The sequence below is a fragment of the Pseudomonas sp. St29 genome, from assembly GCF_001547915.1.
Classification (GTDB): Bacteria; Pseudomonadota; Gammaproteobacteria; order Pseudomonadales; family Pseudomonadaceae; genus Aquipseudomonas.
The window spans coordinates 2,812,981-2,838,678 of sequence record NZ_AP014628.1; the positions used below are offsets into that span (position 1 = coordinate 2,812,981).

Sequence of the window (25,698 nt, forward strand, 5' to 3'; positions counted from 1 at the left end):
CTTAAGGCTGGCCCGGCAAGGTGGCGCACCCGGGCAGCCAAAGGCGTTGCACGGGCCCTGCGACGACCTGAACGACTCGGGCGTCCCGAACCACCGTGAGGACTGTGTATGACTGCTGAAACCGCACCGCTGCGTTACGCGCGACTGTCGATCCTGATGCACTGGCTGATGCTGGCGCTGTTCGTCGGCGTCTACGCCTGTATCGAACTCAAGGGCCTGATGCCCCGGGGCAGCACGGCCCGGGGCCTGTTTCTCGGACTGCACAGCCTGTTCGGCATCAGCATCTTTGCCCTGGTGTGGATTCGCCTGCTGGCGCGTCTGCAACCACGGCCGGCGATCTCCCCGGCGCCGGCGGCCTGGCAGACCGGGCTGTCGCACCTGATGCACCTGATCCTGTATGGCCTGATGATCGTCACGCCGCTGCTGGCCTGGCTGATGCTCTCGGCGGCGGGTAAGCCGGTGCCTTACTTCGAGTTCTTCCTGCCGGCCGCGCCGGTGCCCGTGGACCCGGACCAGGCGCGTTTCTTCAAGCACTGGCACGAGCAACTGGGCAACGCCGGCTATTGGCTGATCGGCCTGCACGCCGCGGCCGGGCTGTTCCACCACTACTGGGTGGGCGACAACACCCTCAAGCGCATGCTGCCGGGCCGCTAGTCGGCGGGGGCCCTCAGGGGATCGACAGCTCGAAATGCGCGCTGGCCACGGGTTCGCCGTTGACCAGCAACTGCACGCCATGGCGCCCCGGATAATGGCGCCGGGTGGTCAGCTCACGGATCGGCTGGCTGCGGCCCAGGTCCACCTGGGCCAGGGCGGGCAGGGTGAAGGTCTTGAGCTTGAACACCTTGCTCGCCGTGGCGCCGGAGGCCTTGACGTAGTCGATGGCGTAATCCACCACCAGGCGCTGGTCGCGGGGGCTGGTGGAAGCCAGGGTCAGGGACAGATTGAGGCGCTCGCCCAGGCGCAGCTGCCCGGGAGTGACCTGAAAGCGCCTGACGTCGACCTCGGCCCGGGCCCCGGCGCCGATGATCGCCAGGGCCCGGCGCTCGCCCTGCTTGATCAGGCTGCGCAGGGCATGGCGGGCGATCCAGGCGCTGTGGGGATTATCCAGGGGCCAGCCTTCCAGGCGCTGCATGACCCACTGCGGATGGTCCTTGGTGATGTCGTTGAGGTGGTTGGCCACCGACTTGCGCACGTACAGGCTGGGGTCGCTCCTCAGGCGTTCGAGAATCGGCGCAGCCAGCTGCGGGTCGGCCTGCAGCTGTTTCAGGCGAAACGACCAGGGCAACCGCGGGCGACTGCCCTCGCTGGCCAGGCGGCGCACGTGTTCATCCGGGTCGCCGGCCCATTCCTGCATCTGGGCCAGGGTGCGGGTGCAATCCTGGCGCAGGAAATGCCGCACGGCGAATTCCGAGGAGCCGAAGCCGGTGAAGTACTTCAATGCCGCCATCGACAGCTCGAAGTCATGCAGGCCATGGCTGGCCACGTAATGCGGCAGGAAGATGCACACGAAGCGGCTGTTCAGGCGCGGTGCCAGGGCCCGCAGCAATGCCAGGCTGGTGGGGTAGTCCAGGTCCAGCACCTGATGCAGGCTGTCGCTGACCCGGGCCAGGCGCTGCATCAACGACAGCTCGGCGAGGTTGTGGCCGGCCAGTTGCAGGAAGCGCTGGCGGTCGAAGGCCGGGTACACCGCGTGCATGGCGTCGGCGATGTGCTCCAGGCGCTGCTGGTTGAAGATTTCCTTGAGGGCCGGGGCGTTCTCTTGGGTGGAGCTCATGGGGCGTATCCATTCAAAGGCGAGGCGGCGCTCACTGTACACAACCCCTCCTGACAGAACCTGACGGTAGTCGCTGGAGGGAATGGTGTGTCCTTGCGTCCTTCAGAGCATTTGCCGGCGTCCTCGAGGCCGCCTTCGCCGGCAAGCCGGCTCCTACGGAGTGTGCGTGCCGCAGGTGTAGGAGCTGGCTTGCCAGCGAAGGGAACGCTGCGTCAGCGCATGGGCGGCAGCGGGCTTTCGAGCTGTTCTTCCTGCTCGTCGGCCTCGAACAGCCGGGCCAGTTCGGCGCGGGCTTCCTGGGCGCTCTGCAGCACTTTGGCGGCGTCGTCGTAGACCGCGTGCTGGGCCGCCAGCAGCTGTTCGTCGTGCTGGGTGAAACGCTGGATTCGCGAGTCGGCCTGGGCCTGGCTGAGCCCCAGGCCCACCAGGGTGCGACGGCTCATTTCCAGGCTTGAGTAGTAGGTTTCCCGCACGGCCTGGGCCTCCAGGTCCACCAGCCGGTGCACGTGCTGGCGGTTGCGCGCCCGGGCGATGATCTTCAGGTGCGGGTAGAGCTTGCGCACCTGCTCGGCGGTCTTGATGTTGGTTTCCGGGTCGTCGGTGGCAATCACGAAGTACTCCGCTGTGCCGACCTTGGCCGCACTGAGGATTTCCGGGCGCATGGGGTCGCCGTAGAACACCGGCATGCCGCCAAAACTGCGGATCAGTTCGATGGTGTCCACCGAGGTGTCCAGGGCCACGAAGGGGATCTTCTGTGCCCGCAGGATCCGCGCCACGATCTGCCCCATGCGGCCCATGCCGGCGATCACCACCCGGGGGCTATCCGCTTCGATCTGGCGGTATTCGGCGGGCATCTCCAGCGGCTTGGCCTTGGGCTTGAGCCAGCGCGAACAGGCCAGCAACAGCAGGGGCGTGAGGGCCATGGACAGGGTGATGGTGAGCACCAGCAGGTCATGCAGGCGGGCCTCGAACAGGCCCTGGTCGCGGCCGATCTTGAACACCACGAAGGCGAATTCACCGCCGGCCGCCAGCACCACGCCCAGGCGCAGCGCGCTCTCGCGATTGAGCTCGCCGGCCAGCCGCCCGACCACGTACAGCAGCGGCAGCTTGAGGCCGATCAACAGCAGGGTCAGGCCCAGCACCGCGATGGGCGCGCTGAGCAGCAGGCCGATATTGGCGCCCATGCCGACGCTGATGAAGAACAGCCCCAGCAGCAGGCCCTTGAAGGGTTCGATCTGCGCTTCCAGCTCGTGGCGGTACTCGGAGTCGGCCAGCAGCAGGCCGGCGAGGAAGGCGCCCAGGGCCATGGACACGCCCACCAGATCCATCAGCCAGGCGGTGCCGATCACCACCAGCAGGGCGGTGGCGGTGGACACTTCCGGCAAGCGGGTGCGCGCCACGATGCGAAACACCGGACGCAGCAGGTAACGTCCGCCCACCACCACCACGGCGATGCTGCCCAGCACTTGCAGGCCGTGGCGCAGGTCCTCGGCGCTGCTGGTGTGGTGATCGTTGCCGGCCAGCACCGGGACCATGGCGATCAGCGGAATGGCGGCGATGTCCTGGAACAGCAGGATGGCGAAGGCCATGCGCCCGTGGGGGCTGTTCAGCTCCTTGCGCTCGGCCAGGCTCTGCAGGCCCAGGGCGGTGGATGACAGGGCCAGCCCCAGGCCCAGCACGATGGCGCTGTTCAGCGATTGGCCGAACAGAAACAGGGCCACCACGCCGATCACCGTGCCGGTCAACAGCACCTGGGCCAGGCCGACGCCGAACACGGCCTTGCGCATCACCCACAGGCGCTTGGGCGACAGCTCCAGGCCGATGATGAACAGCAACAGCACCACCCCCAGCTCGGAGATATGACTGACGCTTTGCGGGTTGCCCACCAGCCCCAGCACCGACGGGCCGATCAGCACCCCGGCCAGCAGGTAGCCGAGCACGGCCCCCAGTTGCAGGCGCTTGGCCAGGGGCACGATGAGCACCGCGGCGCAGAGGAACACGACGGCGGCTTGTAGCAGGTTGCCTTCATGGGGCATCGGGGGGACTCCAGGGAAAACGGGGCACAGGTGATGACAAGGGCTCACCGGTGACGATGAGCGCACGGGTGTCGCCAGTCTGCGCCCGGATAAAAACGGCGTGGATGTCCTGAGACTGGCGGTGCGCCCTTCAAGGCACGTTGGAGTATGGGGGGCGTTGCCGGGGCGTGCCGGTCAATGTGGCCACTGCTCCAATAGGATCGCCACAAATTTTTCCGCCGCCGGCGACAGCGATGCGCCGCGGCGGTACACCAGGCCCAGGGTGCGGTTGACCACCGGCTCGGTCAGCGGAACGCTGACCAGGGTCGGGTGATCGGCGGCGGGCATGGCCAGGCTGGGCATGGCCGACACCCCGAGCCCGGCTTCCACCATGCCCAGTGACGTGGACAGGTGCTGCACCTCGTAGAACCATTGGGGCCGCCAGCTCAAGCCGGACAGGGCGTGGTCCAGCAGCATGCGGTTGCCGCTCAGGCGGCCGACGCCGATCAAGCGATAGTCGCTCAGTTCCGACCAGGTCACCGAGCTGCGCTCGGCCAGTTCGTGGTCGCGCCGGCAGGCCAGGACAAAGGGTTCGTTGACCAGTGGCACGAACTCGATGTCCGGGTGCTGGCCGCTCATCATGTTGATGCCGAAGTCCGCTTCGCCGCGCAGCACCGCTTCAAGGCCCTCGTTGGCGCTGAGGTCGAGCAGGCGGATGCGGATTTTCGGGTAGCGCTGGTTGTACAGGCGGATCACCGACGGCAGGAAATAGAACGCCGCCGTGGGGATGCAGGCCAGGGTCACCTGACCGATCTGCCGTTCCGCCAGCTCACGGATGTTGAGGATCGAATCGTCGAAGTCGTCCAGCAGGCGGCGGGCCTTGGGCAGGAAGTCGCGGCCGACACTGGTCAGGCTGACCTTGCGCGTGGTGCGATCGAGGAGGGCGGTGCCCAGCCCCTCTTCGAGCTTTTTCATGCGCCGGCTCAGGGCCGGTTGGGACAGGTGCAAGGCGTCGGCTGCTTCGTGAAAACTCCCCAGTTCGGCGATTTTCACGAAAGATCTGATGTCCTGGAGCTCATATTCCATGGGGGCTACTCAAGGCGGGAGTCGGGTGGGGCGCTGGCGGACACGATATTTAACTCATGCGCCAAACGCAATAATCTCTCTGATCTTTGCATTGGAAACACATTTTAATCCCTGACACTCTTGTGTCCAGAACATCAATTACCTCGATTGATCAACAAGAGTCAGTGTTCATGCAACGAATTCCTTGTGTGTTGATGCGCGGCGGCACCTCCAAAGGGCCGTTTTTTCTGGCCTGGGATCTGCCGGTGGCCGTGTCCGAGCGTGATGAGCTGTTGCTCAACCTGATGGGCTCCGGCCATGAGCTGGAAATCGACGGCATCGGCGGTGGCAGCCCGCAAACCAGCAAGGTGGCGATCGTCAGTCCGTCGCTGCACCCGGAGGCGGATGTCGATTACCTGTTCGTCCAGGTCATGGTGTCCCAGCGGCGGGTCGATACCGCGCCCAACTGCGGCAACATGCTGTGCGCTGTCGGGCCTTTCGCGATCGAGCAGGGGCTGGTCAAGGCCACGGGGGCTCAGACCCAGGTGCGGATCCGCAACCTCAACACCGGCACCCTGGTCCATGCCCAGGTCCAGACCCCCGATGGCAAGGTCAGCTACGAAGGCGACACCACCATTGACGGCGTGCCGGGCAGCGCGGCGCCGGTGGCCCTGACCTTTCTCGATGCCGCCGGGAGCAAGACCGGCCAGTTGTTCCCCACCGGCCAGCCTCAGGACCTGATCGACGGCATTGCCGTGACCTGCATCGACATGGCCATGCCCATGGTGCTGGTGCAGGCGGCCTGCCTGGGCAAGCGCGGCGATGAAAGCCCCGCCGAACTGGACGCCGATACGGACTTTCTCCAGCGCCTGGAGAGCCTGCGGCTCAAGGCCGGCCTGGCCATGGGCCTGGGGGATGTCAGCGACAAGGTGATTCCCAAGCCGGTGCTGGTGTCCCCGGCCCGGGCGGGGGGCACCCTGGCGGTGCGCTATTTCATGCCCCACAACTGCCATCGGGCCCTGGCCATCACCGGCTCCATCGGCCTGGCTACCGCCTGTGTCACCGCCGGCAGCGTGGTGGCCGAGATGCTCGGGGGGATCAGTGAACCGCGTCTGCATCAGGTTCGAATCGAACACCCCAGCGGGGCGATAGATGTCGTATTGTCCTACAGCGGAACCAGCCCCGAGACCATCCGCGCCTCGGTGGTCCGCACCGCTCGCCGGTTGTTTTCCGGGTATGTCTACGCGCCTGCTGCACAACGTCTAGCCGGTTAGTCGACGCGCTGTCGATCCTGGTTGCATCAGAACAATTCTAAAAATGGGTGATGCCATGAAAGTTGTTAAATCGCTCTACTTCCAGATCCTCTGCGCGGTGTGCCTCGGGGTACTGGTGGGGCACTTCTGGGCCCAGCAAGCCATTGCCTTGAAGCCGCTGGGCGACGCCTTCATCAAGCTGATCAAAATGATGATCGCTCCCGTGGTGTTCTGCACCATCGTCACCGGCATCGCCGGCATGAGTGACAAGCGTTCCCTGGGGCGGCTGCTGAGCAAGACCATGCTGCTGTTCCTGGGCCTGACGCTGATCAGCCTGTTCATCGGCCTGGCGGCGGTCTACCTGTTCCAGCCCGGCGCGGGGATGAACATCGACCCCACCCGGCTGAACACCCAGGGCCTGTCCCAGTACACCGAGTCGGCGGCCAAGCTGGGGGTGGTGGAATTCTTCATGCACATCATCCCCGAGACCTTCATCGGCGCCTTCAACAAGGGCGAGGTCCTGCCGGTGCTGTTTATCGCGGTGCTGTGCGGGTTTGCCCTGTCGTCCCTGGGCGAGCGTGGCAAGCCAGTGCTGGAGGTGCTGGAGTCGGCCTCGCAGATGGTGTTCAAGATTTTTTCCTACCTGATGCGTTTTGCCCCCGTCGGCGCCTTCGGGGCCCTGGCCTTTACCGTGGGCCAGTACGGCATCACCTCCCTGGGCGCCCTGGCCAAACTGATCATGACCCTGTATGTCGCCTGCGGCTTCTTTGTCTGCGTGGTCCTGGGGGGCATTTGCCGGGCCAACGGCTTCAGCCTGTGGAAGCTGCTGCGCTACCTGCGCGAAGAGTTCCTGGTGGTGCTTGGCACCTCGTCCACGGAGCCGGTGATGCCGCGCATGCTGGAAAAACTCCAGGCCCTGGGCTGCCGCAAGAGCGTGGTGGGGCTGGTGCTGCCCACCGGCTATTCGTTCAACCTCGATGGCACGGCGATCTACCTGTCCCTGGCGGCGATCTTCATTGCCCAGGCGTGCAACATCGACCTGAGCGCCGGGCAGGTGGTCACCATGCTGGCGATCATGCTGCTGTCGTCCAAGGGCGCCGCCGGAGTGACCGGCAGCGGTTTCGTGGCCCTGGCCTCGACCCTGACGGTGATTCATGACATCCCCCTGGCCGGCCTGGCGTTGCTGATCGGCATCGATCGCTTCATGTCCGAGGCCCGGGCCCTGACCAGCCTGGCCAGCAACGCCGTGGCAACCGTGGTGATCGCCATTTCGGAGCAGGCCTGCGACCGCCAGGTGCTGTTGCGCACGCTCGATGGCCAGCCCCTTGCGGCCCAGGCCGCTGCCGACGACACCCCGGCGAGCGCGCTGGCGAACAAGCTCGGCTAGACCCGCCAGGCCGCACCGCTTCACCCCAAGTACCGACTCAACACCTGTGCCTGGCGCCCTTGATCGGGGCGTCCGGTGCTCGGGTGGCCGTGCGCCCGCGCGTCGGCCACGCTCATCATAAAAACAAGAGAATCGACTTATGCTCGCTTTACTCGGCCTCGCCATGGTGGTGGTCTTCACCTTCCTGATCATGACCAAGCGCCTGTCGCCCATCGTGGCGTTGACGCTGGTGCCCATCGTCTTCGCGGTGCTCGGCGGGTTTGCCGGCACCACCGGCAAGATGATGCTCGACGGCCTGAAAATGGTCGCGCCGTCGGCGGCGCTGTTGCTGTTCGCCATTCTGTTCTTCGGCTTGATGATCGATTCGGGGCTGTTCGACCCGCTGATCCGCAAGATTCTCAAGCGGGTCAATGGCGATCCGACCAAGATCGCCATGGGCACCGCGCTGCTGTCGCTGGTGGTGGCCTTGGACGGTGACGGCACCACCACCTACATGATCACTTGCGCGGCCATGCTGCCGCTGTACAAGCGCATCGGCATGAACCCGATGATCCTCGCCACCATCTCCATGCTGTCCTTGAGCATCATGAGCGGCATGACCCCCTGGGGTGGGCCGGCAACGCGGGCCATCGCCGCCCTGGGCCTGGATGCCGGCGAGTACTTCGTGCCGCTGCTGCCGACCATGATCGGTGGCGCCGCCTGGGTGGTGTTCACCGCCTACCTGCTGGGCCGGGCCGAACGCAAGCGCATCGGCAATACCCAGCTGCAAAGCGGCGGTGGCGACTGCTACATCAAGGCGATTCTCGAAGACACCCCGCACAAGCGGCCCAAGCTGGCCTACGTCAACCTGCTGCTGGTGATGGCGGTGATGACCGCGCTGGTGCTGGGCCTGATGCACTCGGCGGTGCTGTTCCTGATCGGTTTTGTCCTGGCCTTGATGATCAACTACCCGCAGCTGGATATTCAGAAAGAGCGCATTCTCGCCCACTCGGGCAACGCCATGACCGTGGTGCTGCTGGTGTTCGCCGCGGGGATCTTCGCTGGCATTTTCTCCGGCACCAAGATGGTCGACGCCCTGGCACAGACCCTGGTGGACTGGATCCCGCCGTCCTGGGGCCACCTGTTCCCGCTGGTGGTGGCGCTGACCAGCATGCCGTTGACCTTCGTCCTGTCCAACGACGCCTACTACTTCGGCGTGGTGCCGATCCTGGCCAACGCGGCGGCGGCCTATGGCATTTCTCCCCTGGAAATCGCCCGGGCCTCGATCCTCGGTCAGCCGGTGCACCTGATGAGCCCGCTGGTGGCCTCGACCTTGCTGCTGGTGGGCATGGTGGACCGCGACATCGGCGACTTCCAGAAAGCCACGGTGAAGTGGGCCGTGCTGACTTCCCTGGTCATTACCGCCCTGGCCTTGCTGACCGGGGCCCTGACCCTGTTCGTCTGATTGCCTCGAAACCCTCTTTTGTAGCCGGGCGCGCCTGCTGGCGGGGCGCTTGGCGAACTGCGCCTTGAATAACAACAACGAGAAGTACGACATGAGCCATTTGCTGATTCGCGCAACGGTATTTTCCTGCTTGAGCCTGCCACCCGTGGCCGGGCTCCAGGCCGCTGACTTCATCGACGACAGCAGCCTCAAGCTGCAACTGCGCAACGTCTATTTCAACGAGAACTTCCGCGACGAACACGGCCTCAGCGCCAAGGCCGCGCGCACGGCCAAGAGCGAGCGCACCGAGTGGGCTCAAGGCTTCCTGCTGGACTATCAGTCCGGATTCACCCCGGGCACCCTGGGGTTCGGGGTCGATGCCCTGGGGCTGCTGGGGGTTCGGCTCGATTCCGGCAAGGGCCGCAGTGGCACGGGGCTGCTGCCGGTGCACGACGACGGTCGCGCCGCGAGCGAATTTGCCAGTGCCGGCGCCACGGCCAAGGTGCGGCTGGCCAAGACCACCCTCAAGTACGGCACCTTGCTGCCCAAGACCCCGGTGCTGGTCTACAACGATGCCCGTCTGTTGCCGCAGACCTATCAGGGCACCCAGCTCACCAGCACCGATATCGACGGCCTGAGCTTGACCGGCGGTTATCTGCAGCGCTTCAAACTGCGGGATTCCACCGACAGCGTGGGGCTGGTGCCCGACGGCTACAGCGGCGGCCAGTCCGGGGACTTCCGCTACGGCGGGGGCGAATACAAATGGAGCAAGACCCTGCGCCTGAGCTATTTCCATGGCGAGCTCGAAAACTTCTATCGGCAGGATTTTGTCGGCCTGCAACATGACCTGGCGCTGGGGCAGGGGACCTTGACCAGCGATCTGCGCTACTTCCGCAGCGCCGATTCAGGCGCGGCGTTCGACGGCAAGATCGCCAACCGCATGTTCAGCGGCCAGCTGACCTACGCGATTGCCGGGCATTCCCTGGGCGGCGGCTATCAGCGCCTGAGTGGTGATGCCGGCTTGCCCTATATCAGCGGCGCCACGGTCTACTCCTTCAGTAACGCCGGCATCGGCAAGTTCATCGAGGAGGGCGAGAAGACCTGGATGCTCGGCTATGGCTACAACTTCGCCAGCCTGGGTGTCCCCGGCCTGACCTTCAGCTCGCGCTACCTGAGCGGCAATGACGGCAAGTCCAATACCCGCGTCGATGAGTGGGAGCGCGACAGCGAACTGGCCTACGTGCTCCAGCAGGGCTCGTTCAAGGGGCTGGGGGTGAAGCTGCGCAACTACGTGTATCGCTCCGACTACTCCCGTGGACGCGACAGCAACCGCCTCTACATCACTTACGACATCGCCCTCTGGTAGCGCATCTACAGCGGCGTGAAGCGCCCATCCCACTGCGGATCCAGGCGCTGGATGCGCGCGGCCAGCGGCGGGTGGGTGGCGAACAGGCGTTCCAGGCGCAGTTTCACCCCCTGATGGAAATACAGGTGGCTGTACTGGGCGGCGGCGAAGGCTCGCAGGCGTGAGCCGGCGCTGCTGCCGCCGATCTTTTTCAGGGCCCCGGCAATGCCCTGGGGGTTGCGGGTGAACTGCACCGCCGAGGCGTCGGCGAGAAACTCGCGCTGACGGCAGATGGCGGCCTTGATCAGGTTGCCCAGCAGGCTGCCCAGGGAGCCGAAAATCAGCAGGGCCAGGCCCAGCACGGCAAACACGATCTGCCAGAAGAAGCGGTGGCGGTCGTTGCCCAGGTGTTGCTTTTCAGCCTGGCGCAGCACCGCGATGCCCGCCAGGCTGAACACCAGCAGGCCGTGGATCACCGCCAGCAGCCGGGTGTTGAGGCGCATGTCGCCGTTGTAAATGTGGCTGAACTCATGGGCGACCAAGCCCTGCAATTCGTCGCGGTCCAGATGGACGAGGGCGCCACGGGTGATGCCCAGCACCGCCTGCTCCGGGGTCAGCCCGGCGGCGAAGGCATTGATCGCGTCTTCCGGCAGTACATACACCGCCGGCAGGGTGGCGCCGGAGGCCAGGGCCATTTCCTCGACGATATTGAGCAGGCGCTGTTCTTCGCTGCCCCGCGGCGAGTCGTTGATCAGGCGTCCGCCCAGGTGCTCGGCGATCACCTTGCCGCCGGCCCGCAGGCGCCAGGTCTTGTACCAACTGCCCAGCACCACCACCAGCAGCATAAGCAGTGCTATGACCGCGACCACGGCCCAGTTCAGCACCTTGGGCTGGCCGTACTCCTGGCTCAGCTCGCGCCATAACAGGCCCAGCCCCAGGCTGCTGAGGCTGACCAGGGTGGTCACCGCCAGGGTCATCAACAACAGCAGTTTGAGGGTGTGGCGCCGGGCACGGGCCTGGTGTTGAAAGAACTTCATGCAAGCTTCCGGGGGCAGGCGGCGGGGTTATTGGAACGACACTTTGCTGGCGTCCTGGATCTGCGCGCTGTCGGCGAATTGCAGCAGCGCGGCATCGGCGCGATGGCCGAACAGCCCGGCGAAAAACAGCGCCGGCACTTGCTGCTTGCACAGGTTGTAGTCGGTCACGGCGTCGTTGAAGGCCTGGCGCGCGTAGGCGACCTTGTTCTCGGTGCTGGTCAGTTCTTCGCTGAGCTGCGCCATGTTCTGCGAGGCCTTGAGTTCCGGGTAGGCTTCCAGGCTCAGGTGCAGGCGGTCGAGGACCTGGTCCAGGGCACCCTGGTCCTGGCCCAGGCGGGCGATGCGCGCGCTGTCGCCGGGTTGCGCGGCGGCCGCTTGCAGGCTGTCCCGGGCGCTGTTGCGCGCCTCGGCCAGGGCGGTCAGGGTCTGGCGCTCGTGCTGCAGGTAGCCCTTGACGGTTTCCAGCAGGTTGGGGATCAGGTCGTAGCGGCGCTTGAGCTGCACTTCGATCTGGGCGAAGGCATTGCGCAGGCGATTGCGCCGGGTCGTCAGACGGTTGTAGAGACTGACCAGGTACAGCGCCAGAACGGCGAGCAGCACCAGGGCGACGATATCGGCGGTGGCCATGGGATGTCCTTATCGGGGTGAGGCGTGGGGGCGGCCATGGTAACGGAAACGTCCCGGGCCGTGACAGCGCTTTGCTCAAGTAGCCAATCAGGGATTGCCCCGGGTCGGCAATTCTGCGAAAAAGCGCGCGGCGCTCCGGCTTCAAGGTCGAGGGGGCGCCTTTCATTCGATGAACCAGGGACAGGCGATGGACAAGATCATGCTCAGGTTGACGGTGGTCGACGATTACCCACCGGTTGCCAGCGAAGGAGTCTGGGCTGAGCAGCAGCCGGACGGCCTGTACCGGATCGCCAATCTTCCTTTCTATTCCCAGGACGTCTGTTATGACGACGAGGTGGCCGTCCAGGTCGAGGCCGATGGCCTGAAATGGTTCAGGCAGGTGGGGCGCAGCAGTGGCAACAGCACCCTGCGCGTGGTGTTCTTCAAGGCCGGCCGGGTGCGGATCCCGGAGGTGCTGGAGCGGATCAACGCCCTGGGTTGTCGCTGGGAGGGCATGAGCCAGGCCTTCTTCGCGGTCAACGTACCGGCCTCGGTGCCGTTGGACAGCGTGCTGGAGTACCTGCAGGCGTGCGTTGACCAGGATTGGCTGGATTATGAAAGCGGGCTGTTGCGCCAGTGACCGCGCCAGGGAACAAGGACCGATGAACTTGAAATTTCATGCCAACACCTACAGTGCCTATACCGAGGACGACGTGCAGATCCTGGGTTTTGCCGACGATGGGCAGCAGCCCGAGCACTACCTGCTGTTGCAGCGTGCCGAATGCTTCGACGAGCAGGATCGGCAACTGGGCATGGACACCTATTACGTCGAGCTGGGCGGGCAGGGCGTGGCCGGCTATGGCGGCATCGAGCAGCTGCAATTGGCCCCGGGGCGCTTGACCCTGCAGTTCTCCAGCACCCTGGACTGGTGCCGGGGCCTGCCCGGCCTGGACATCAGCTGGGACGCCGGGCTGGCCAGCGTCGAGGAGGTCCGGGCGGCGCTCGGCGAAATGCTGCTCGGCACCGACACGCGCATTCAGCTGCAGCCCGGGCCGGGGGCGCCGCAGTGATTGCCAAGGCGCGGCAATTCTGCGAAAAAGCGCGCCGCAGTCCCGTGTCGGGGCAATGTTTGAACGGGAGTGAAGCATGAGTGACCAATTACAGGTGATCGATATCCAGCTGGGGGACGGCAAGGCGGTGGTCAAGGGCGCTTTGATCACCACCCAGTACCGGGGCTTTCTGGAGGACGGCAGCAGCTTCGATTCCTCCTACGATCGCGGCAAGCCGTTCCAGTGCGTGATCGGCACCGGGCGGGTGATCAAGGGCTGGGACCAGGGCCTGATGGGCATGCAGGTGGGCGGCAAGCGCAAGCTGCTGGTGCCGGCGCACCTGGGGTACGGCGAGCGCAGCATGGGCGCGATCCCGCCCAACTCGAACCTGATCTTCGAGATCGAGTTGCTCGAAGTGCTGACCCGTGACGACTGAGGGGCCGGCGCACACCTCAGCCGCAGCCTCGACACCCGCCAACAAGGCTTGCCCGGTGCTGCTGCGCTACACCACCGAGCTTGAGGTCTTGGCCTTTCGCCATCCGCTGGCCGGCCTGCAACTGGTCAAGGGCACGGTGGAGGCGGGAGAGTCGACGGCAGCTGCGGCGGTCCGCGAGCTGGCGGAAGAAGCGGGCGTCGAGGCCGAGGAAAGCCGTTTTCTCGGCCTCTGGCACTCGGGGTTTGCCGGCCAGGTGTGGGCTTTCCATGAGTGCCGGGTGCCGGCGCCGCTGCCCGAGAGCTGGACTCACTTCACCGCGGATGACGGCGGCCATCACTTCGAATTCTTCTGGCACCCCCTGGCCAGCCCGCCGTCGGCCCAATGGCACCCGCTGTTCCAGGCGGCCCTGGTGTTTTTGCGCGAGCGCCTGCTCGGCGCGGGTGGTGACGCCTAGGCCGGGCGTGTGGGTATCACTGCCCCAGGCGGTACTGGTTGTTGCCGCTGCGCTTGGCTTCGTACATCGCCAGGTCGGCGATGTGCAGCAACTGGTCCATGCGCCCGGCATGGTCGGGAAACACCGCCACCCCCAGGCTGCTGCCGATGCTGTGGCGCTGGCTGTCCACCTCCACCGGGGGCGATAGCTGGCTGAAGATCTTTTCGCCGATGCGTCGGGCTTCTTCCGTCAGGTCGAGCCCCGGGGACAGTCCCTCCAGAATCACCACGAATTCGTCACCGCCGATCCGCGCCACGGTGTCGCTGCTGCGCAGGATGCCTTGCAGGCGCTGGGCCGTGGCGCTCAGCACCCGGTCCCCGGCGGCGTGGCCGTACTGGTCGTTGATGGCCTTGAAACCATTGAGGTCGACGAACACCAGGGCCACCCGGGTCTGATTGTGCCGCGCCTGTTCCAGGGCCCGGGACAGGCGCTGTTCGAGCATCAGGCGATTGGGCAGGCCGGTCAGCGGATCGAAGTGGGCCAGCTGCTGCAGTTGGCGGGTGGAAACCTTTTCATCGGTGATGTCGCGCACCACGCCGAGCATCTTGATGGTGGTGTCGTGCACGTTCTTCACCACGTTGCCGGTCTCGCGCAGCCAGTGGATGCTGCCGTCGGGCCACACCACGCGGTATTCCTCGTCATGGTTCTCGCCGGTTTCCAGGCAGCGCAATTCGCCGGCGCGCACCCGTTCCCGGTCCTCGGGGTGCACACAGGAGCAGAACAGTTCGTAGGAGGGCACCACTTCGCCGACCTTGAAGCCGAACATGCCGTAGATGGCTTCCGACCAGTACAGGCGCTGGGTGTCGACTTCCCAGTCCCAGGTGCCGATGCGTGCGAAGTACTGGCTGCGCTTGAAGCGCTCGGCATCGTCGGGCAGGCCCTCGACCCGTTGGCGATAGGCCCGCAACTGGGCCTGGGCGCGGCGCTCACGGCGCAGCAACCACAGCGTCAGCAGGGCCAGCAACAGGGTCAGGCACAGCAGGGACCAGACAGCAATCATGAGATTCTGGACAGCATGGAAGGGGGAGTCCTGAGGGTTGATGGCACGGGGCTATGTTAATCCACGCTATCGGCTGCAGAGCAGTTTTTTCTGTGGCGTCCGCTCATGCGGCGGCTGCCGGGGGGGGGGCAACCCTGGGGATTGCTGGCGAGTCGCTGGTGCGGCTGTTGCAGCCCACCACGGTGGCCTTTGCCGAGGCCCTGACCTCGGTGCTGGCCATTGTCGCGCTGCTGGGCGGGCGCTACCGGGGCTGGGTCTGGCTCGACCCGCTGATGGGAATGATCGGCGCGCTGCTGATTGCCCGCAGGTCCCATGCGCTGATCAACTCCAGCGCGGCGGTGTTGCTCGACACCCGTGATGAACGCCTGGCCGCGGTGCCCGGGCTGGCGCACTTGCCCTTCGAACTGCGCAGCCTCCGAGGCCGCGGGCCGGGCGCCTCAGCGGTACAGTTCCAGCACCGAATACACCAGCCCCACCACGGCCACCGCCAGCAGCATCAGGCTCGACAGGCCGGTCACCTGGCGCTTGTACTTGAGTGAGAACCCCTGGCGCGCCATCAGGATATAGGCCCCCAGCACGGCAAAGTCGATCACCACCCAGACCAGCGTCAGCAGCAGCGCGCTGCGCTCGAAGGAGCGACTGACCTGGATGAACTGGGGGAAGAACGAGACAAAGAAAATGATGTCCTTGGGGTTGCTGATGCCCAGCAGGAACCCATTGGCCAGGCCGCGCCGGCCCGGGGCGGTCGGCGTTGTGGCCGCTGCGGTTTGCGGGCCTGCGGCCTCCCGCAGGCCTTGCAACGCCAGCCAACCGATAAAGCCGCAACCCAGCAGGCTGAACCCGCTGATCAGGCGCGGATCCAGCGCCAGGCCGGTGGTCAGCATCAGCACCGCCAGCAGCGCCAGGAGCAATGAGGCGGCATGGGTGCCCAGGGCGGTGAGCAGCGCCTGTCGCGGTCCGGCATGCAGGCTGGTGGTGACAATCAGCGCCACCACCGGTCCCGGGGTGGCCACCAGCATCAGCACGCTGAGGGCATAGGCCAACAATAACGACAGGTTAAGATCCACGGTGCAGGCCTCCTGCTCAATTCGAGAGCGCGCAGCTTGGCGCCTTTGCCCGGCGTTGAAAAACGCAAAAAGCTGTGAGCTACTATGATTTTTTATCATCATGAGTGCCTGTCGATGGTCGAGCCCCTGCCGCCGCTCTACGCCTTGCGTGCCTTTGAAGTGGCCGCCCGTTCCTGCTCCTTCACCCGTGCCGCCGAGGCGCTGTCCCTGACCCAGAGCGCCATCAGCCGGCATATCCGTACCCTGGAAAGCCAGTTCGGTTGCCGTCTGTTCCAGCGCCACGGCCCGCGGCTGCAGCTCACCGAGGCCGGGGAGCGCCTGGCGCGGGAGCTCAAGGTCGGTTTCCGGATCATCGAGGATGCCTGCCTGCCGCTGCGGGCCAGCCGCGGCCAGTTGCGTCTCAAGGCGCCCTCGACCCTGACCATGCGCTGGCTGCTGCGGGTTCTGCAGACGCTCAAGGGCGAGCAGCCGGAGCTGGCGGTGCAACTGGCCAGTGTGTGGATGGATTTCGATCACGTGGACTTCTACGCCGAGCCCTACGACTGCGCGATTCTGCTGGGCAACGGCCACTTCGGCGACGGGGTCGAGGCCTGCAAGCTGTTCGATGAGTGGCTGATTCCCATCGGCCCGCCGCAGGCTGCGGACGGCGCGCCCTGGCCTCTTGAGCGGCTCAGGGACGCGGAGCTGATCCACCCGTCGGCGGACCGCCGCGACTGGCGCCGCTGGCTGCAGGCCCAGGCGCTTGAGGAGCGGGCACTGCTGGAGCCGCTGCGGCTGGAGCGCGGCACGGTCTTCGACACCCTGGACCAGGCGATCAGCGCCGCCATGGCCGGGCACGGTCTGTCGATCGGTGACCTGCACCTGGTGGCGCAGGACATACGCGGCGGGCGGATCAGTCTGCCGTTCCCCAGCGCGGTGGCGTCAGGAGACGGCTACTACCTGGTGTGGCTGCGCGACAGCCCGAGCCAGGAGCGCATTGCCCGGTTGCGCACATTCCTGCTGAGCCAGGTCACGGATATCAGCGATCTAGGCGTGCACTACCGGGCCCCGGGCAGCGCTGACCGGCCGGCATGACGTCAGTTGAGGATGATGTAGTCGTTGCGTTGTTCGATGCCCTGGTGCGGTCCTGGCACCAGGTGCACATAGCGCCCTTGCAGCAGGTCGATCGGCAGGCAGTCGTCGACGTCGAGTAGGGCGTCGGTGTGGGATTTGTGCCAGTGGGCCAGCATCTGCCGCTTGCCCTTGGCCTTGGCTTCGGTCTTGTCTCTGGCCACCACCAGCAGGTAGAGGTGGGCCTCGCCGAAGGTTGCCGCCTCGTAGCCGCCCAGGTTGAGGAAGTACAGGCGCGGCGCGCCCGGCCCGGGGGCCAGGGGGCTGAACTCGACCTTGTATTCCTCGACGCCGTCGACCTGCATCCACGAATCGATATGCAGGCCCGCCGGGCTGCCGAACCAGGCCTCGCGCAGTTGCGCGTAGGCCGACTCAAGGCGGTCGGCGACCACGAATTGGACGTCGTGGACTTCGATTGTCGCTTTGGGGTGCTTGCCCCCGAGCATCACCACAAACAGCATGATCCTTCCTTTTTCCAATAGCGGCGTCGGCAGAGGGGGCACTTTTTACCTCAAGCGTCCGCTGGCTGCCAGTCCATTGGCCGGCTGCCCGGTGCGTCGCTGAACTGGGGCAGGCGGCCATTGACCGAGGCCCGGTATTGCCACTGCAGGGCCAGCGCGTCCAGGCCCGGTGGTTGCAGCAGGGTGCGCAGCAGGCTGTGGACGATGTTCAAGGCCAGGTCCCGCCCCGGGCAGCGGTGGGCGCCGGCGCCGAAGCTGAAGCCCTGCTGCGCCGGATCGCTGCCGGTGATCGCGCACAGGGCCGGGTCGTGGTTGGCCGCGGCCAGCAGCACCAGCACGCTATCCCCGGCTTGCAGGTCGACACCGAGCAGGGTGCAAGGCTCGGCCACGAAGCGGCGGGTGTTCTGCACCGGCGGGTCCAGGCGCTGCAGTTGCAGTAGCCAGTCCTGCAACTGCCGGGGATCGTGCTGCAGGCGCCGGGCCAGGGCCGGGTCCGCCAGCAAGGCCAGCAGGCTGTTGCCGAGCAGCCCGGCGCAGGCGTCGTGGGTTTGCGCCAGCAGGCCCACCAGGTTGGCCTGCAGGTCCTCGGGGGCCAGCCCGTTGCTGCGCTCAAGGATCGTTCTCAGCAGCGGGCCGGATTGCGGGTTGTCGAGCACGGCCTGCATCTGTCGGAGCAAGGCTTGCGCCGCCGAGTCGGCGACCTGCAACTGTGGTTCCGTGCTCAGGGGCGAGAAGCAGGCGACGAACTCGCCGGTGCGTCGGGCCAGTTCTTCGCATTGCGCGGCGGGCACCCCCAGCAGGGCTGCCAGCAGGGCCACCGGCAGGCACCACTGCCAGCGTTGCAGGTCGGCGGCGCACTGCGGGGCGCGAAGGGCCGGGCGCCATCGGGCCAGCCAGGGCATCAGGTCGATCCCGCCCAGTGCCTGCAGCCCAGGGGCCATGGCCTGTCGCGGACAGCCGTGGCGCGGGCCGTCGTTCATGCGCATCAGGCGGGCAAACACTTGCCCGGCGGGCCGTCCGGCGATGGCCCGGGGCACCGGCTCCTGCAGCGGCCGGACCCGGCAGGCCGGGTGGTTGAGCACCGCGGCGACCGCCGCGGCACTGCTGGCCACCCACAGTCCGAGGGCCGAATCGTAGGTCAGGCCGCCCCGGGCACGCAGGCGGGCGTAGTAAAAGTCGTAGGGGTCGAAATGGGTAGCGGCGCTGATCGGGTCCATGATTTTTCTCTTTGTTGGGCAGATATCCAGGTTGCTACTATCCTCTGCCTTTCGAAGACACGATTCGTCATGGAGCGAAATATGAATGTAGTGCAGAACGACCTTGGGCTATCCAACGTGGCGGCGGCCATCGCCGAGCCGGCCCGGACCCGGATGCTCTGTGCCCTGATGGACGGCCACGCCCGCACCAGCACCGAACTGGCGGCAATCGCCCAGGTCAGTACCTCCACCGCCAGCGCCCACCTGGCCAAGCTCAAGGACGCCGGTTTGCTGCGGGTGCAGGTCCAGGGGCGGCACCGATACTACGACCTCGGCGATCCCCTGGTGGCCCAGGCCCTGGAGGCGCTGATGGTGATCGGCCAGGGCAGCACCTTCACCCCACGGACCCCGGACCGCCTGCAGTTCGCCCGCACCTGCTACGACCACCTGGCGGGCACCCTGGGGGTGCAGTTGCACGACCGGATGCTCGAAGCCGGCTGGTTGCTGGCGGCCGGGGAGGGCGAGGAGTACCAGGTCAGCGACAGCGGCGTCGAGTTCTTCCGCGGCCTGGGCATCGAGGTGGCCGAGCTTCGCGCCCTGCGTCGGCGCGTTGCCTGCTCGTGCCTGGACTGGAGCATGCGCCGCCCGCACCTGGGGGGCGCCCTGGGCGCTGCCGTGCTGCGGGTATTGCTGGAGCGCAAATGGCTGATCCGCGACCTGGACAGCCGTGCCCTGACCCTGACCGGCACCGGCGGGCGCTACATCAGCAAGCGTTTTGGCATGCCGTTGATCCAGCCGTCGCGGCCTCTGTCGGCCTCGGCCAGCCGGGAGCTGCAGCAACTGGGGGGCTGAGCCCCATGAGGATGCGGCGGCCGGGGCTCGCCCGGGCGCCGCATGGGCCGTTCAATCGGGTTCCAGGGCCTCCACCAGGTCGCCGTCGAGCCCGAGCATGGCCTGCTCCAAGCGCGTCAAGGCCGCCTTGATCTGATCGGCATTGGCGCCTTCGCGGCAGGCCTTTTCCAGGTACTCGCATTCATCGATCAGGGCCTGGGCCTTGATGATCCGCGCCGCGCCATGGATGCGGTGGGCCAGATCGGCCACTCCCTTGCTGTCGGAACCGGCGAGCTGTTCGCGGATCTGTTTCAGGTCCTGCCGGTTGCTCTGCTGCAGGCCCTTGAGCACTCGCTGGATGGAGGCGGGGTTGCCGCCGGTGAGGTGGTCCAGTTGCTGGATGTCGAAACGCTGGCTGGTACTTTTCAGCTGGGTGCGCGGCAGGGCCTGCAACTGGCGCAGGCGCCGATCCAGTTCGGGCAGGGCGATGGGCTTGAAGATGCAGCCGTTCATGCCGGCGTCCAGGCAGCGTTGCTGTTCTTCGGGTTGGACATTGGCGGTGAATCCGAAGATCTGCACCGGCGGCCGTCCCTGGATCTGCTCGGCAAGGCGAATCTGCCGGGTCAGGTCGTAGCCGTTCATCACCGGCATGTTGCAGTCGGTGATCACCACATCGAAGGTTTCCCGCAGCCACAGCTTGTAGGCGTCGGCGCCGTTTTGCGCCTGGCTCAGGCTGTAGTCGAGAAAGCGCAGTTGTTCGCAGAGCAGTTGGCGGTTGGCCTGGCTGTCGTCCACCACCAGGATGTGCAGCGCGGCCCTGGCGGCCAGCGGCTGGGTGTCCGGCGTCAGCGGCGGCGGGGTATCCGGCAGCGGCTCGAGTCGGCTCAACTGCAGCTGGACCCGGGCCAGGGTGCCGACCCCAGGCTGGCTTTGCAGGCTCAACTGGCCGCCCATCATCTCGCACAGGGTGCGGCAGATCACCAGCCCCAGGCCGGTGCCCGAACGGGCGTTCTGATGCTGTCCGGGCACCTGGCTGAAGGGCTGGAACAGCAGTTGCTGGTCCTCGGGTTCGATGCCGATGCCGGTGTCCCGGACCGTCAGCAGCAGGGGCAGGGTCTGCGGGTCGTCGCGCTCGGCCTGCAGGCGGATCTGCACGGTGCCGCGCTCGGTGAACTTGATGGCGTTGCTCACCAGGTTCGAGAGGATCTGCTTGAAGCGCAGCGGGTCGACCAGCACGTCGCCGCTGGCGCCGCCGTCCAGGTCCAGTTCCAGGCGCAGGCCCTTCTGTCGGGCCAGGCCATCGAAGACCCGGAACACCGATTCCACCAGGTCCCGCAGACTGGCCCGCTCGGGGCTCAGGCTCAGGCGCCCGCTTTCGATCCGGGCGATGTCCAGGATGTCGCCGATCAGTTCCAGCAGGCCCAGGGCCGAACTGTAGGCCACCTCGATCGAAGGGCGGTCGAGCTGCCCCTGGTCGGCGCGCTTGAGGGCCAGTTCGAGCATGCCGATCACCGCGCTCATGGGGGTGCGGATCTCGTGGCTCATGGTGGCCAGGAAGGTGGTCTTGGCCCGGTTGGCCTTGTCGGCGTCGTTCTTGGCCTGGGTCAGTTCACTCAACAGTTGCTGGCGTTCGCTGATGTCCAGCCAGCCGCCGATGATGCCGAGGATTTCGCCCTGGGCATCGCGGTAGGGCAGCATCCAGTGGTAGATCTGCATCTGCTGGCCGCGGATGTGCACTGTGCGGTCGATCAGCAGCGGCGGGCCGCCATCGAGGATGCTCTGGAAGTCGGTGGCGAACAGCCCGGCCTCGGGCACCGCCAGCTGTTCGAGGTTGCTGCCCAGCACGCTCTGGCGATCGGTGCCCATGGTCTTGAGGTAGCTGTCGTTGCAGATCACCAGGCGCCGCTCGCGGTCGCGCACGTAGATCGGGTTGGGCGTGCCGTTGATCAGCGCGTCCATGAAGCGCAACTGGTCGTTGAGGGCATGCTCGGCCCGTTCGCGCTGGCTGACCTGGCGGCGCATGGCGTAGCCCCAGGCCAGGGCAATCAGCAGCAGCACGATCGACGCGGCGCCGGCCAGGTAGAGAGTCGAGCGATAGTCGCGCCAGGAAGGGGGCGCGACGGCCGCCTTGGAGCGCCAGCGATTGTTGAGCTCGGTGATGGCGTCCGGAGAAATGCTGCGCAGGGACTTGTCGATGATGCTGAACAGTTCCGGCTGGTCGCGGCGCACCGCAAGGGACTCGTTGAGCAGGGGCAGGTTGAGGGCCGAGCGGACCTTGAGCTGGTCTTCCCTGATTCGCGGCAGGTTGAAGCTGACGGCGATTTCCGCCTGCACGGCGGCGTCGGCCTTGTGGTCCCGAAGCAGGGACAGGGCTTCGAAGTTGGTCTGCACTTCCTTGATGCGGATCTGTGGGTAGCGCTGGCGCAGCAGGGCCACCAGGGCGTGACCGCTGCCGATCAGCAGGGTCTTGCCGGCCATGTCTTCCAGGCTTTTCGGCGCGTCGGCGGCGTCGCGGGTGATCAGCATGTAGGGCCCGACCAGGTAGGGGCGGGAGAACCGCAGGTAGGTTTCGCGTTCGGGGTTGCGGGCCCGATCGGCGACCATCTGCACCCGGCCCTCGCGCACGGCGTCGTTGAGGTCCTTGAAGCTGGGCAGCGTGGTGATTTCGAAGGTCAGCCCGGTCTTGGCCTCCAGCATCGCCAGCAGGTCGGCGGTAATCCCCAGGTAATTGCCGTCGGCGTCGAAGTAGGACATCGGCGGCAGATAGCGGTGGATGCCGATGCGCACCACCGGGTTCTTTTCGATCCAGCGCTGTTCCTCGGGGGTGAGGCTGGTTTTTTCCATGCTCAGCAGCAGGCGGTCGCCCCAGCGATTGCGGATGCTGATGTCCTGCTCCCTGTGGATCGCGCGCAGGGCGGCGTCGAGCAAATGCTGCAGTTGCCGGTTATCCGGGTTCACCGCGAAGGCGAAGCCGGAGATGCTGGCCGGGCCGCTGTAGATGATCCGCAGGTAGTCGCTGTAGTTGCGCGAGATCAGGAACTGCGCCGAGACGGCATCGCTGAGCAGCACGTCGGCATCGCCGAAGGCCACGGCGGCCATGGCCGCATCCGCAGTGCCATAGGTTTCGATCCGCGCCTGGGGGTACATCGCCTGGGCCGAGGGCAGGCTGATGGTGTCCTGGGAGATGGCCAGGCGGCGTCCCTGCAAGCCGCCCTTGAGCGACGGCGAGTCGCCTTGGCGGGCGACCAGGGTCGGGCGATTGACCAGATAGCTCTGGCTGAGCAGCAGTTGCCGTTGCCGCGCCTCGTCCTGGGTGACGCTGCCCATCAAGTCGATCTCGCCCCTGGCCAGGGCATTGAACACCTGCTCGCGGGTTTCATAGGCGCGGATGCTGATCTTCACCCCCAGAGCGTCGGCCAGCAGGCCGATGTAGTCGGCGGTAACGCCTTCGTACTCCTTGGCTTCGTTGACCATTTCCAAAGGCGGCAGGTTTTGCTGCGCGGTGCCCAGCACCAGTTCGCGCTTGTTGCGCAGCCATTGCCAGTCATCGCTGGTCAGGGACAGTGGGTGGTGATGGGGGGATTCATAATTGAGCAACTGCAAAAGGGGCGTGGTGTCGCTCATGGCCGGCAGGCATGTCAGCGCCATCAGCATGGGCAGGATAAAACGAAGCATCGGGGCTCCTGATCGAGGAACGGCACAAGGGTGGATCGAAGAGGGAAGCGGCAGGCTGCGTCATCAGCCGGACAACAGCTGAGCGCCAATGCTGGACGTAAATATAGATCAAGGAACGGCGGCAAACGCGGCTATTTTCCCGGGTTGCGCAGGCTCGGGCAAGCGCGCTGATACGGGCGGACCGAAGGTCTGGTCGGCGCCTTGACCGGCTTGCGGTTAGCGATACGCTTGTTGCTATCCGTACGTTTCCCGTGGGCAGGCCGCCGGGTGGCCTGAATGGTGCCGGCGGCCGCACCATCGGCAGCCCCCCGGTCGTCGCCGCTGAGCCTGGAGCCGCGCTTGAATACCCTGAAGATATTGGTTCTGGAAGATCATCCAGTGCAGCAGTTGCTGGTCCTGGAGCAGTTGCAGCGCCTGGGGGTGGTGGCTCCCCTGGCGGCGTCCGACGGAACCGGTGCCCTGGAGCTGTTGCGCGCACGCGGCGCGGCGGACATCGTTCTCTGCGACCTGCAGATGGCGGGCATGGACGGCCTGGAATTCCTGCGCCGGGCCAGCGCGGAACAATTGGTGCGGGCGGTGATTCTCTACAGCCTGATCGAACCCGACCTGCGGCGCGCGGTGTTGCAGATGATCAGCCTGCAGGGGCTGATCGTGCTGGGGGATGTGGGCAAGCCGGCGGAACTGGCGGCCCTGCAGGCGATGCTCGAACTCTATCAACAGCGCCACCAGTCACCGCTGCCCGCGCCGCCGCCCCGGCACTTCGAGCCGGTGAATCGCGAAGAGCTGCTCCGGGGCGTGGAGCAGGGGCAGTTCGTGTCCTACTACCAGCCCAAGTTCGATCTGCAACAGGCCACCTGCAGTGGCGCCGAGGTGCTGGTGCGCTGGCTCCATCCGCAGCGCGGCGTGCTGGCGCCGGCGGCGTTTCTCGCTGAACTGGAGGCCGAAGGCCTGCTGGACCGGGTGTTTCATCAGCAGCTCGACCAGAGCATGGCGTTGCAGCGCCGGCTGCTGGATCAGGGAGAGGAGCTGGAGCTGGCGTTCAACCTGATGCCCCGGCAACTGGCCAGCAGCGACATCGTCGGGCATATCCGCCAGGCCATCGAACGGCATCAGGTGCCGCCGCATTTGCTGAGTTTTGAAATCACCGAGGTCGGCCTGGTGCAGGCTCCGGCCATCAGCCTGGAGAACCTGGTGCGTCTGCGCATGATGAAGTGCAACCTGGCCATCGACGACTTCGGCGCCGGCTATTCCTCCTTGCAGCGCCTGTGCGAGCTGCCGTTCAACCAGATCAAGCTCGACGCGCATTTCGTCCGCGAACTGGTGCGTCAGCCGCGCTGCCGCGCGGTGGTGGGGGCGTCCCTGGCGTTGGCCAGCAGCCTGGAGATGTGCCTGGTGGTGGAAGGGGTGGAAACCCAGCTCGAACGGCGCCTGCTGCTGGAAATGGGCTGCCTGCTGGGCCAGGGCTACTGGTATGCCCGGCCGATGGCGCAAGCCCAGTTGCTGGCCTGGCCGCGCAGGGCGCCGGTGTCGGTGTCGCAACAGACGCCCTGAGGCCGCCGGCTGGCGCCTGTGGAAACGGCGCTGGACGCGGGCGGCCATTGTGTCGAAGCTGTGGGTCCCTTGATTCAGGCAGGTGCTTGCATGCTTATCGTCTTCAGCGGCTTGCCGGGCTCCGGCAAGACCACCATCGCCCGTACCCTGGTGCCGCACCTGGGCGCCACCTACCTGCGCATCGACAGCATCGAGCAGGGCCTGCGCGACGCCGGCCTGCCCGAGGTGGGCAAGGGCGGCTACCAGATCGCCCTGCAACTGGCCGAGGCCAATCTGGCCCTGGGCAACCGCGTGCTGGCGGACTGCGTCAATCCGCTGGCCGAAAGCCGTCAAGCCTGGCGTCGGCTGGCGGACAGGCTGGGCGTCGAGCTGCTGGACATCGAGGTGTTCTGCAGCGATCCGCTGGAGCATCGCCGGCGGGTCGAAACCCGGCAGCTGGATGTGCCGGGCCTGCAAGCGCCCGACTGGCAGTCGGTGCAGAGCCACGAGTATCAGGCCTGGGCTTCGCCGCCCCTGCGCCTGGACAGCTCTCGGCTGTCGCCGGAGCAGGCGGTGGCGGTGATTCTGGCCAAGGTGGCGGCGCGCTCCTGAGGCCCGGCTGCGCCGTGCCGATTTTTGTCTGTGAACCTCATTGGTGCAGCTACAGTCATTGCTCAGGGGGCGCTACTGGCCGCTGTGAGCAGCACTGGGTGAAAAACTCCCGATAACGGGGCAAAAAATTCCGCTGTCGGGCTTTCTGCACCGATTCTGCCCGCATCCGTCACCCCTGGTGCCGCCCGATCGGTCTTGAACAGGTTCAAGGCCGGCCTGTTCAGGGCGGACAAGTCACTTTTATGAAATTAAATGTCGCATTGAGTGCATTTATGGCCTGGGGCGGCGCTTTGCCCGCTGTTTGCGCATTTGCGGCATAGCGATTGCTACCGC

At 66.1% G+C, this 25,698-nt stretch carries 24 protein-coding genes; 14 read left to right on the forward strand and 10 right to left on the reverse strand.

Translation table 11 applies throughout. The features are described from left to right. Positions 1-108: 108 nt before the first annotated feature. Positions 109-654 carry a cytochrome b gene (locus PST29_RS12800; protein WP_060843287.1) on the forward strand — a complete coding sequence of 182 codons (546 nt, stop codon included), beginning with the start codon at positions 109-111 and terminating at the stop codon, positions 652-654. Between the two features lie 13 nt (positions 655-667). Here the strand turns inward: PST29_RS12800 and PST29_RS12805 are convergent, their stop codons facing one another. The 3 genes from PST29_RS12805 to PST29_RS12815 all read right to left on the reverse strand — a co-directional run bounded on the left by PST29_RS12805 (position 668) and on the right by PST29_RS12815 (position 4,875). Then, on the reverse strand, positions 668-1,774 hold the full coding sequence (locus PST29_RS12805) for a DNA alkylation repair protein (RefSeq protein ID WP_060843288.1): 1,107 nt from the start codon (positions 1,772-1,774) through the stop codon (positions 668-670). A 212-nt stretch (positions 1,775-1,986) separates the two neighbouring features. Beyond that, on the reverse strand, positions 1,987-3,810 hold the full coding sequence (locus PST29_RS12810; protein WP_060843289.1) for a monovalent cation:proton antiporter-2 (CPA2) family protein: 1,824 nt from the start codon (positions 3,808-3,810) through the stop codon (positions 1,987-1,989). Positions 3,811-3,984: 174 nt separating this feature from the next. Further along, a complete protein-coding gene (locus PST29_RS12815) occupies positions 3,985-4,875 on the reverse strand; it encodes a LysR family transcriptional regulator (RefSeq protein WP_016966118.1) in 891 nt (296 codons plus the stop codon). Positions 4,876-5,045: 170 nt separating this feature from the next. Here PST29_RS12815 and PST29_RS12820 point away from each other — a divergent pair, with 170 nt between their 5' ends. From PST29_RS12820 to PST29_RS12835, 4 genes are all read left to right on the forward strand, one after another. Continuing rightward, on the forward strand, positions 5,046-6,128 hold the full coding sequence (locus PST29_RS12820; RefSeq protein WP_060838817.1) for a 4-oxalomesaconate tautomerase: 1,083 nt from the start codon (positions 5,046-5,048) through the stop codon (positions 6,126-6,128). A gap of 43 nt (positions 6,129-6,171) precedes the next feature. Continuing rightward, complete coding sequence (gene dctA / locus PST29_RS12825; protein ID WP_060843290.1) at positions 6,172-7,494, forward strand: C4-dicarboxylate transporter DctA; 1,323 nt, start codon at positions 6,172-6,174, stop codon at positions 7,492-7,494. A 139-nt stretch (positions 7,495-7,633) separates the two neighbouring features. Then, complete coding sequence (locus tag PST29_RS12830; protein ID WP_041117598.1) at positions 7,634-8,938, forward strand: CitMHS family transporter; 1,305 nt, start codon at positions 7,634-7,636, stop codon at positions 8,936-8,938. Positions 8,939-9,029: 91 nt separating this feature from the next. Continuing rightward, complete coding sequence (locus PST29_RS12835) at positions 9,030-10,283, forward strand: OprD family porin (RefSeq protein WP_060845107.1); 1,254 nt, start codon at positions 9,030-9,032, stop codon at positions 10,281-10,283. A gap of 5 nt (positions 10,284-10,288) precedes the next feature. On the opposite strand, the gene PST29_RS12840 is transcribed toward PST29_RS12835, so the two are convergent. Continuing rightward, entirely contained in the window at positions 10,289-11,299 is a 1,011-nt protein-coding gene (locus tag PST29_RS12840; RefSeq protein ID WP_060843291.1) for a M48 family metallopeptidase, read from the reverse strand. 27 nt (positions 11,300-11,326) lie between these two features. Beyond that, positions 11,327-11,926 (reverse strand): LemA family protein, encoded by a 600-nt coding sequence (locus tag PST29_RS12845; protein WP_060838821.1) that lies wholly within the window; start codon positions 11,924-11,926, stop codon positions 11,327-11,329. 199 nt (positions 11,927-12,125) lie between these two features. On the opposite strand from PST29_RS12845, the gene PST29_RS12850 reads away from it, so the two are divergent. The 4 genes from PST29_RS12850 (at position 12,126) to PST29_RS12865 (ending at position 13,844) form a co-directional block, all read left to right on the forward strand. Further along, the gene (locus PST29_RS12850) at positions 12,126-12,545 is read left to right on the forward strand and encodes a DUF4265 domain-containing protein (protein WP_232513237.1); all 420 of its coding nucleotides are present in this window, start codon (positions 12,126-12,128) and stop codon (positions 12,543-12,545) included. A gap of 22 nt (positions 12,546-12,567) precedes the next feature. Continuing rightward, a complete protein-coding gene (locus tag PST29_RS12855) occupies positions 12,568-12,975 on the forward strand; it encodes an Imm10 family immunity protein (RefSeq protein WP_060838823.1) in 408 nt (135 codons plus the stop codon). Between the two features lie 76 nt (positions 12,976-13,051). Further along, a complete protein-coding gene (locus tag PST29_RS12860; RefSeq protein ID WP_060843293.1) occupies positions 13,052-13,390 on the forward strand; it encodes an FKBP-type peptidyl-prolyl cis-trans isomerase in 339 nt (112 codons plus the stop codon). Beyond that, on the forward strand, positions 13,380-13,844 hold the full coding sequence (locus PST29_RS12865; RefSeq protein WP_060843294.1) for an NUDIX hydrolase: 465 nt from the start codon (positions 13,380-13,382) through the stop codon (positions 13,842-13,844). Before PST29_RS12860 ends, PST29_RS12865 begins: the two co-directional genes overlap by 11 nt. A gap of 16 nt (positions 13,845-13,860) precedes the next feature. Here the strand turns inward: PST29_RS12865 and PST29_RS12870 are convergent, their stop codons facing one another. After that, positions 13,861-14,883 (reverse strand): sensor domain-containing diguanylate cyclase, encoded by a 1,023-nt coding sequence (locus PST29_RS12870; RefSeq protein ID WP_060843295.1) that lies wholly within the window; start codon positions 14,881-14,883, stop codon positions 13,861-13,863. Positions 14,884-14,975: 92 nt separating this feature from the next. Here PST29_RS12870 and PST29_RS32405 point away from each other — a divergent pair, with 92 nt between their 5' ends. After that, entirely contained in the window at positions 14,976-15,422 is a 447-nt protein-coding gene (locus PST29_RS32405) for a hypothetical protein (RefSeq protein WP_442966401.1), read from the forward strand. On the opposite strand, the gene PST29_RS12880 is transcribed toward PST29_RS32405, so the two are convergent. Continuing rightward, positions 15,321-15,902, reverse strand: coding sequence for a LysE family translocator (locus PST29_RS12880; protein ID WP_060845108.1), 582 nt, complete (start codon positions 15,900-15,902; stop codon positions 15,321-15,323). The two genes, PST29_RS32405 and PST29_RS12880, sit on opposite strands and share 102 nt — an antisense overlap. Before the next feature lie 162 nt (positions 15,903-16,064). Between PST29_RS12880 and PST29_RS12885 the strand changes: the two genes are divergently transcribed. Next, entirely contained in the window at positions 16,065-17,024 is a 960-nt protein-coding gene (locus tag PST29_RS12885) for a LysR substrate-binding domain-containing protein (RefSeq protein ID WP_148655002.1), read from the forward strand. A 2-nt stretch (positions 17,025-17,026) separates the two neighbouring features. Here PST29_RS12885 and PST29_RS12890 read toward each other — a convergent pair whose 3' ends face one another. Both PST29_RS12890 and PST29_RS12895 read right to left on the reverse strand, forming a co-directional pair. Next, positions 17,027-17,521, reverse strand: coding sequence for a DUF1543 domain-containing protein (locus PST29_RS12890; RefSeq protein ID WP_060843297.1), 495 nt, complete (start codon positions 17,519-17,521; stop codon positions 17,027-17,029). Positions 17,522-17,571: 50 nt separating this feature from the next. Beyond that, positions 17,572-18,738 carry an oxidoreductase gene (locus tag PST29_RS12895; protein WP_060843298.1) on the reverse strand — a complete coding sequence of 389 codons (1,167 nt, stop codon included), beginning with the start codon at positions 18,736-18,738 and terminating at the stop codon, positions 17,572-17,574. An 81-nt stretch (positions 18,739-18,819) separates the two neighbouring features. On the opposite strand from PST29_RS12895, the gene PST29_RS12900 reads away from it, so the two are divergent. Beyond that, positions 18,820-19,569, forward strand: coding sequence for an ArsR/SmtB family transcription factor (locus PST29_RS12900; protein WP_060838831.1), 750 nt, complete (start codon positions 18,820-18,822; stop codon positions 19,567-19,569). A 51-nt stretch (positions 19,570-19,620) separates the two neighbouring features. Here PST29_RS12900 and PST29_RS12905 read toward each other — a convergent pair whose 3' ends face one another. Further along, positions 19,621-23,223 (reverse strand): transporter substrate-binding domain-containing protein, encoded by a 3,603-nt coding sequence (locus PST29_RS12905; RefSeq protein ID WP_060843299.1) that lies wholly within the window; start codon positions 23,221-23,223, stop codon positions 19,621-19,623. Between the two features lie 339 nt (positions 23,224-23,562). On the opposite strand from PST29_RS12905, the gene PST29_RS12910 reads away from it, so the two are divergent. Both PST29_RS12910 and PST29_RS12915 read left to right on the forward strand, forming a co-directional pair. Continuing rightward, positions 23,563-24,774, forward strand: a complete 1,212-nt coding sequence (locus tag PST29_RS12910; RefSeq protein WP_060843300.1) for an EAL domain-containing response regulator — start codon at positions 23,563-23,565, stop codon at positions 24,772-24,774. 90 nt (positions 24,775-24,864) lie between these two features. Next, on the forward strand, positions 24,865-25,365 hold the full coding sequence (locus PST29_RS12915) for an AAA family ATPase (protein ID WP_060838834.1): 501 nt from the start codon (positions 24,865-24,867) through the stop codon (positions 25,363-25,365). Positions 25,366-25,698 lie beyond the last annotated feature (333 nt).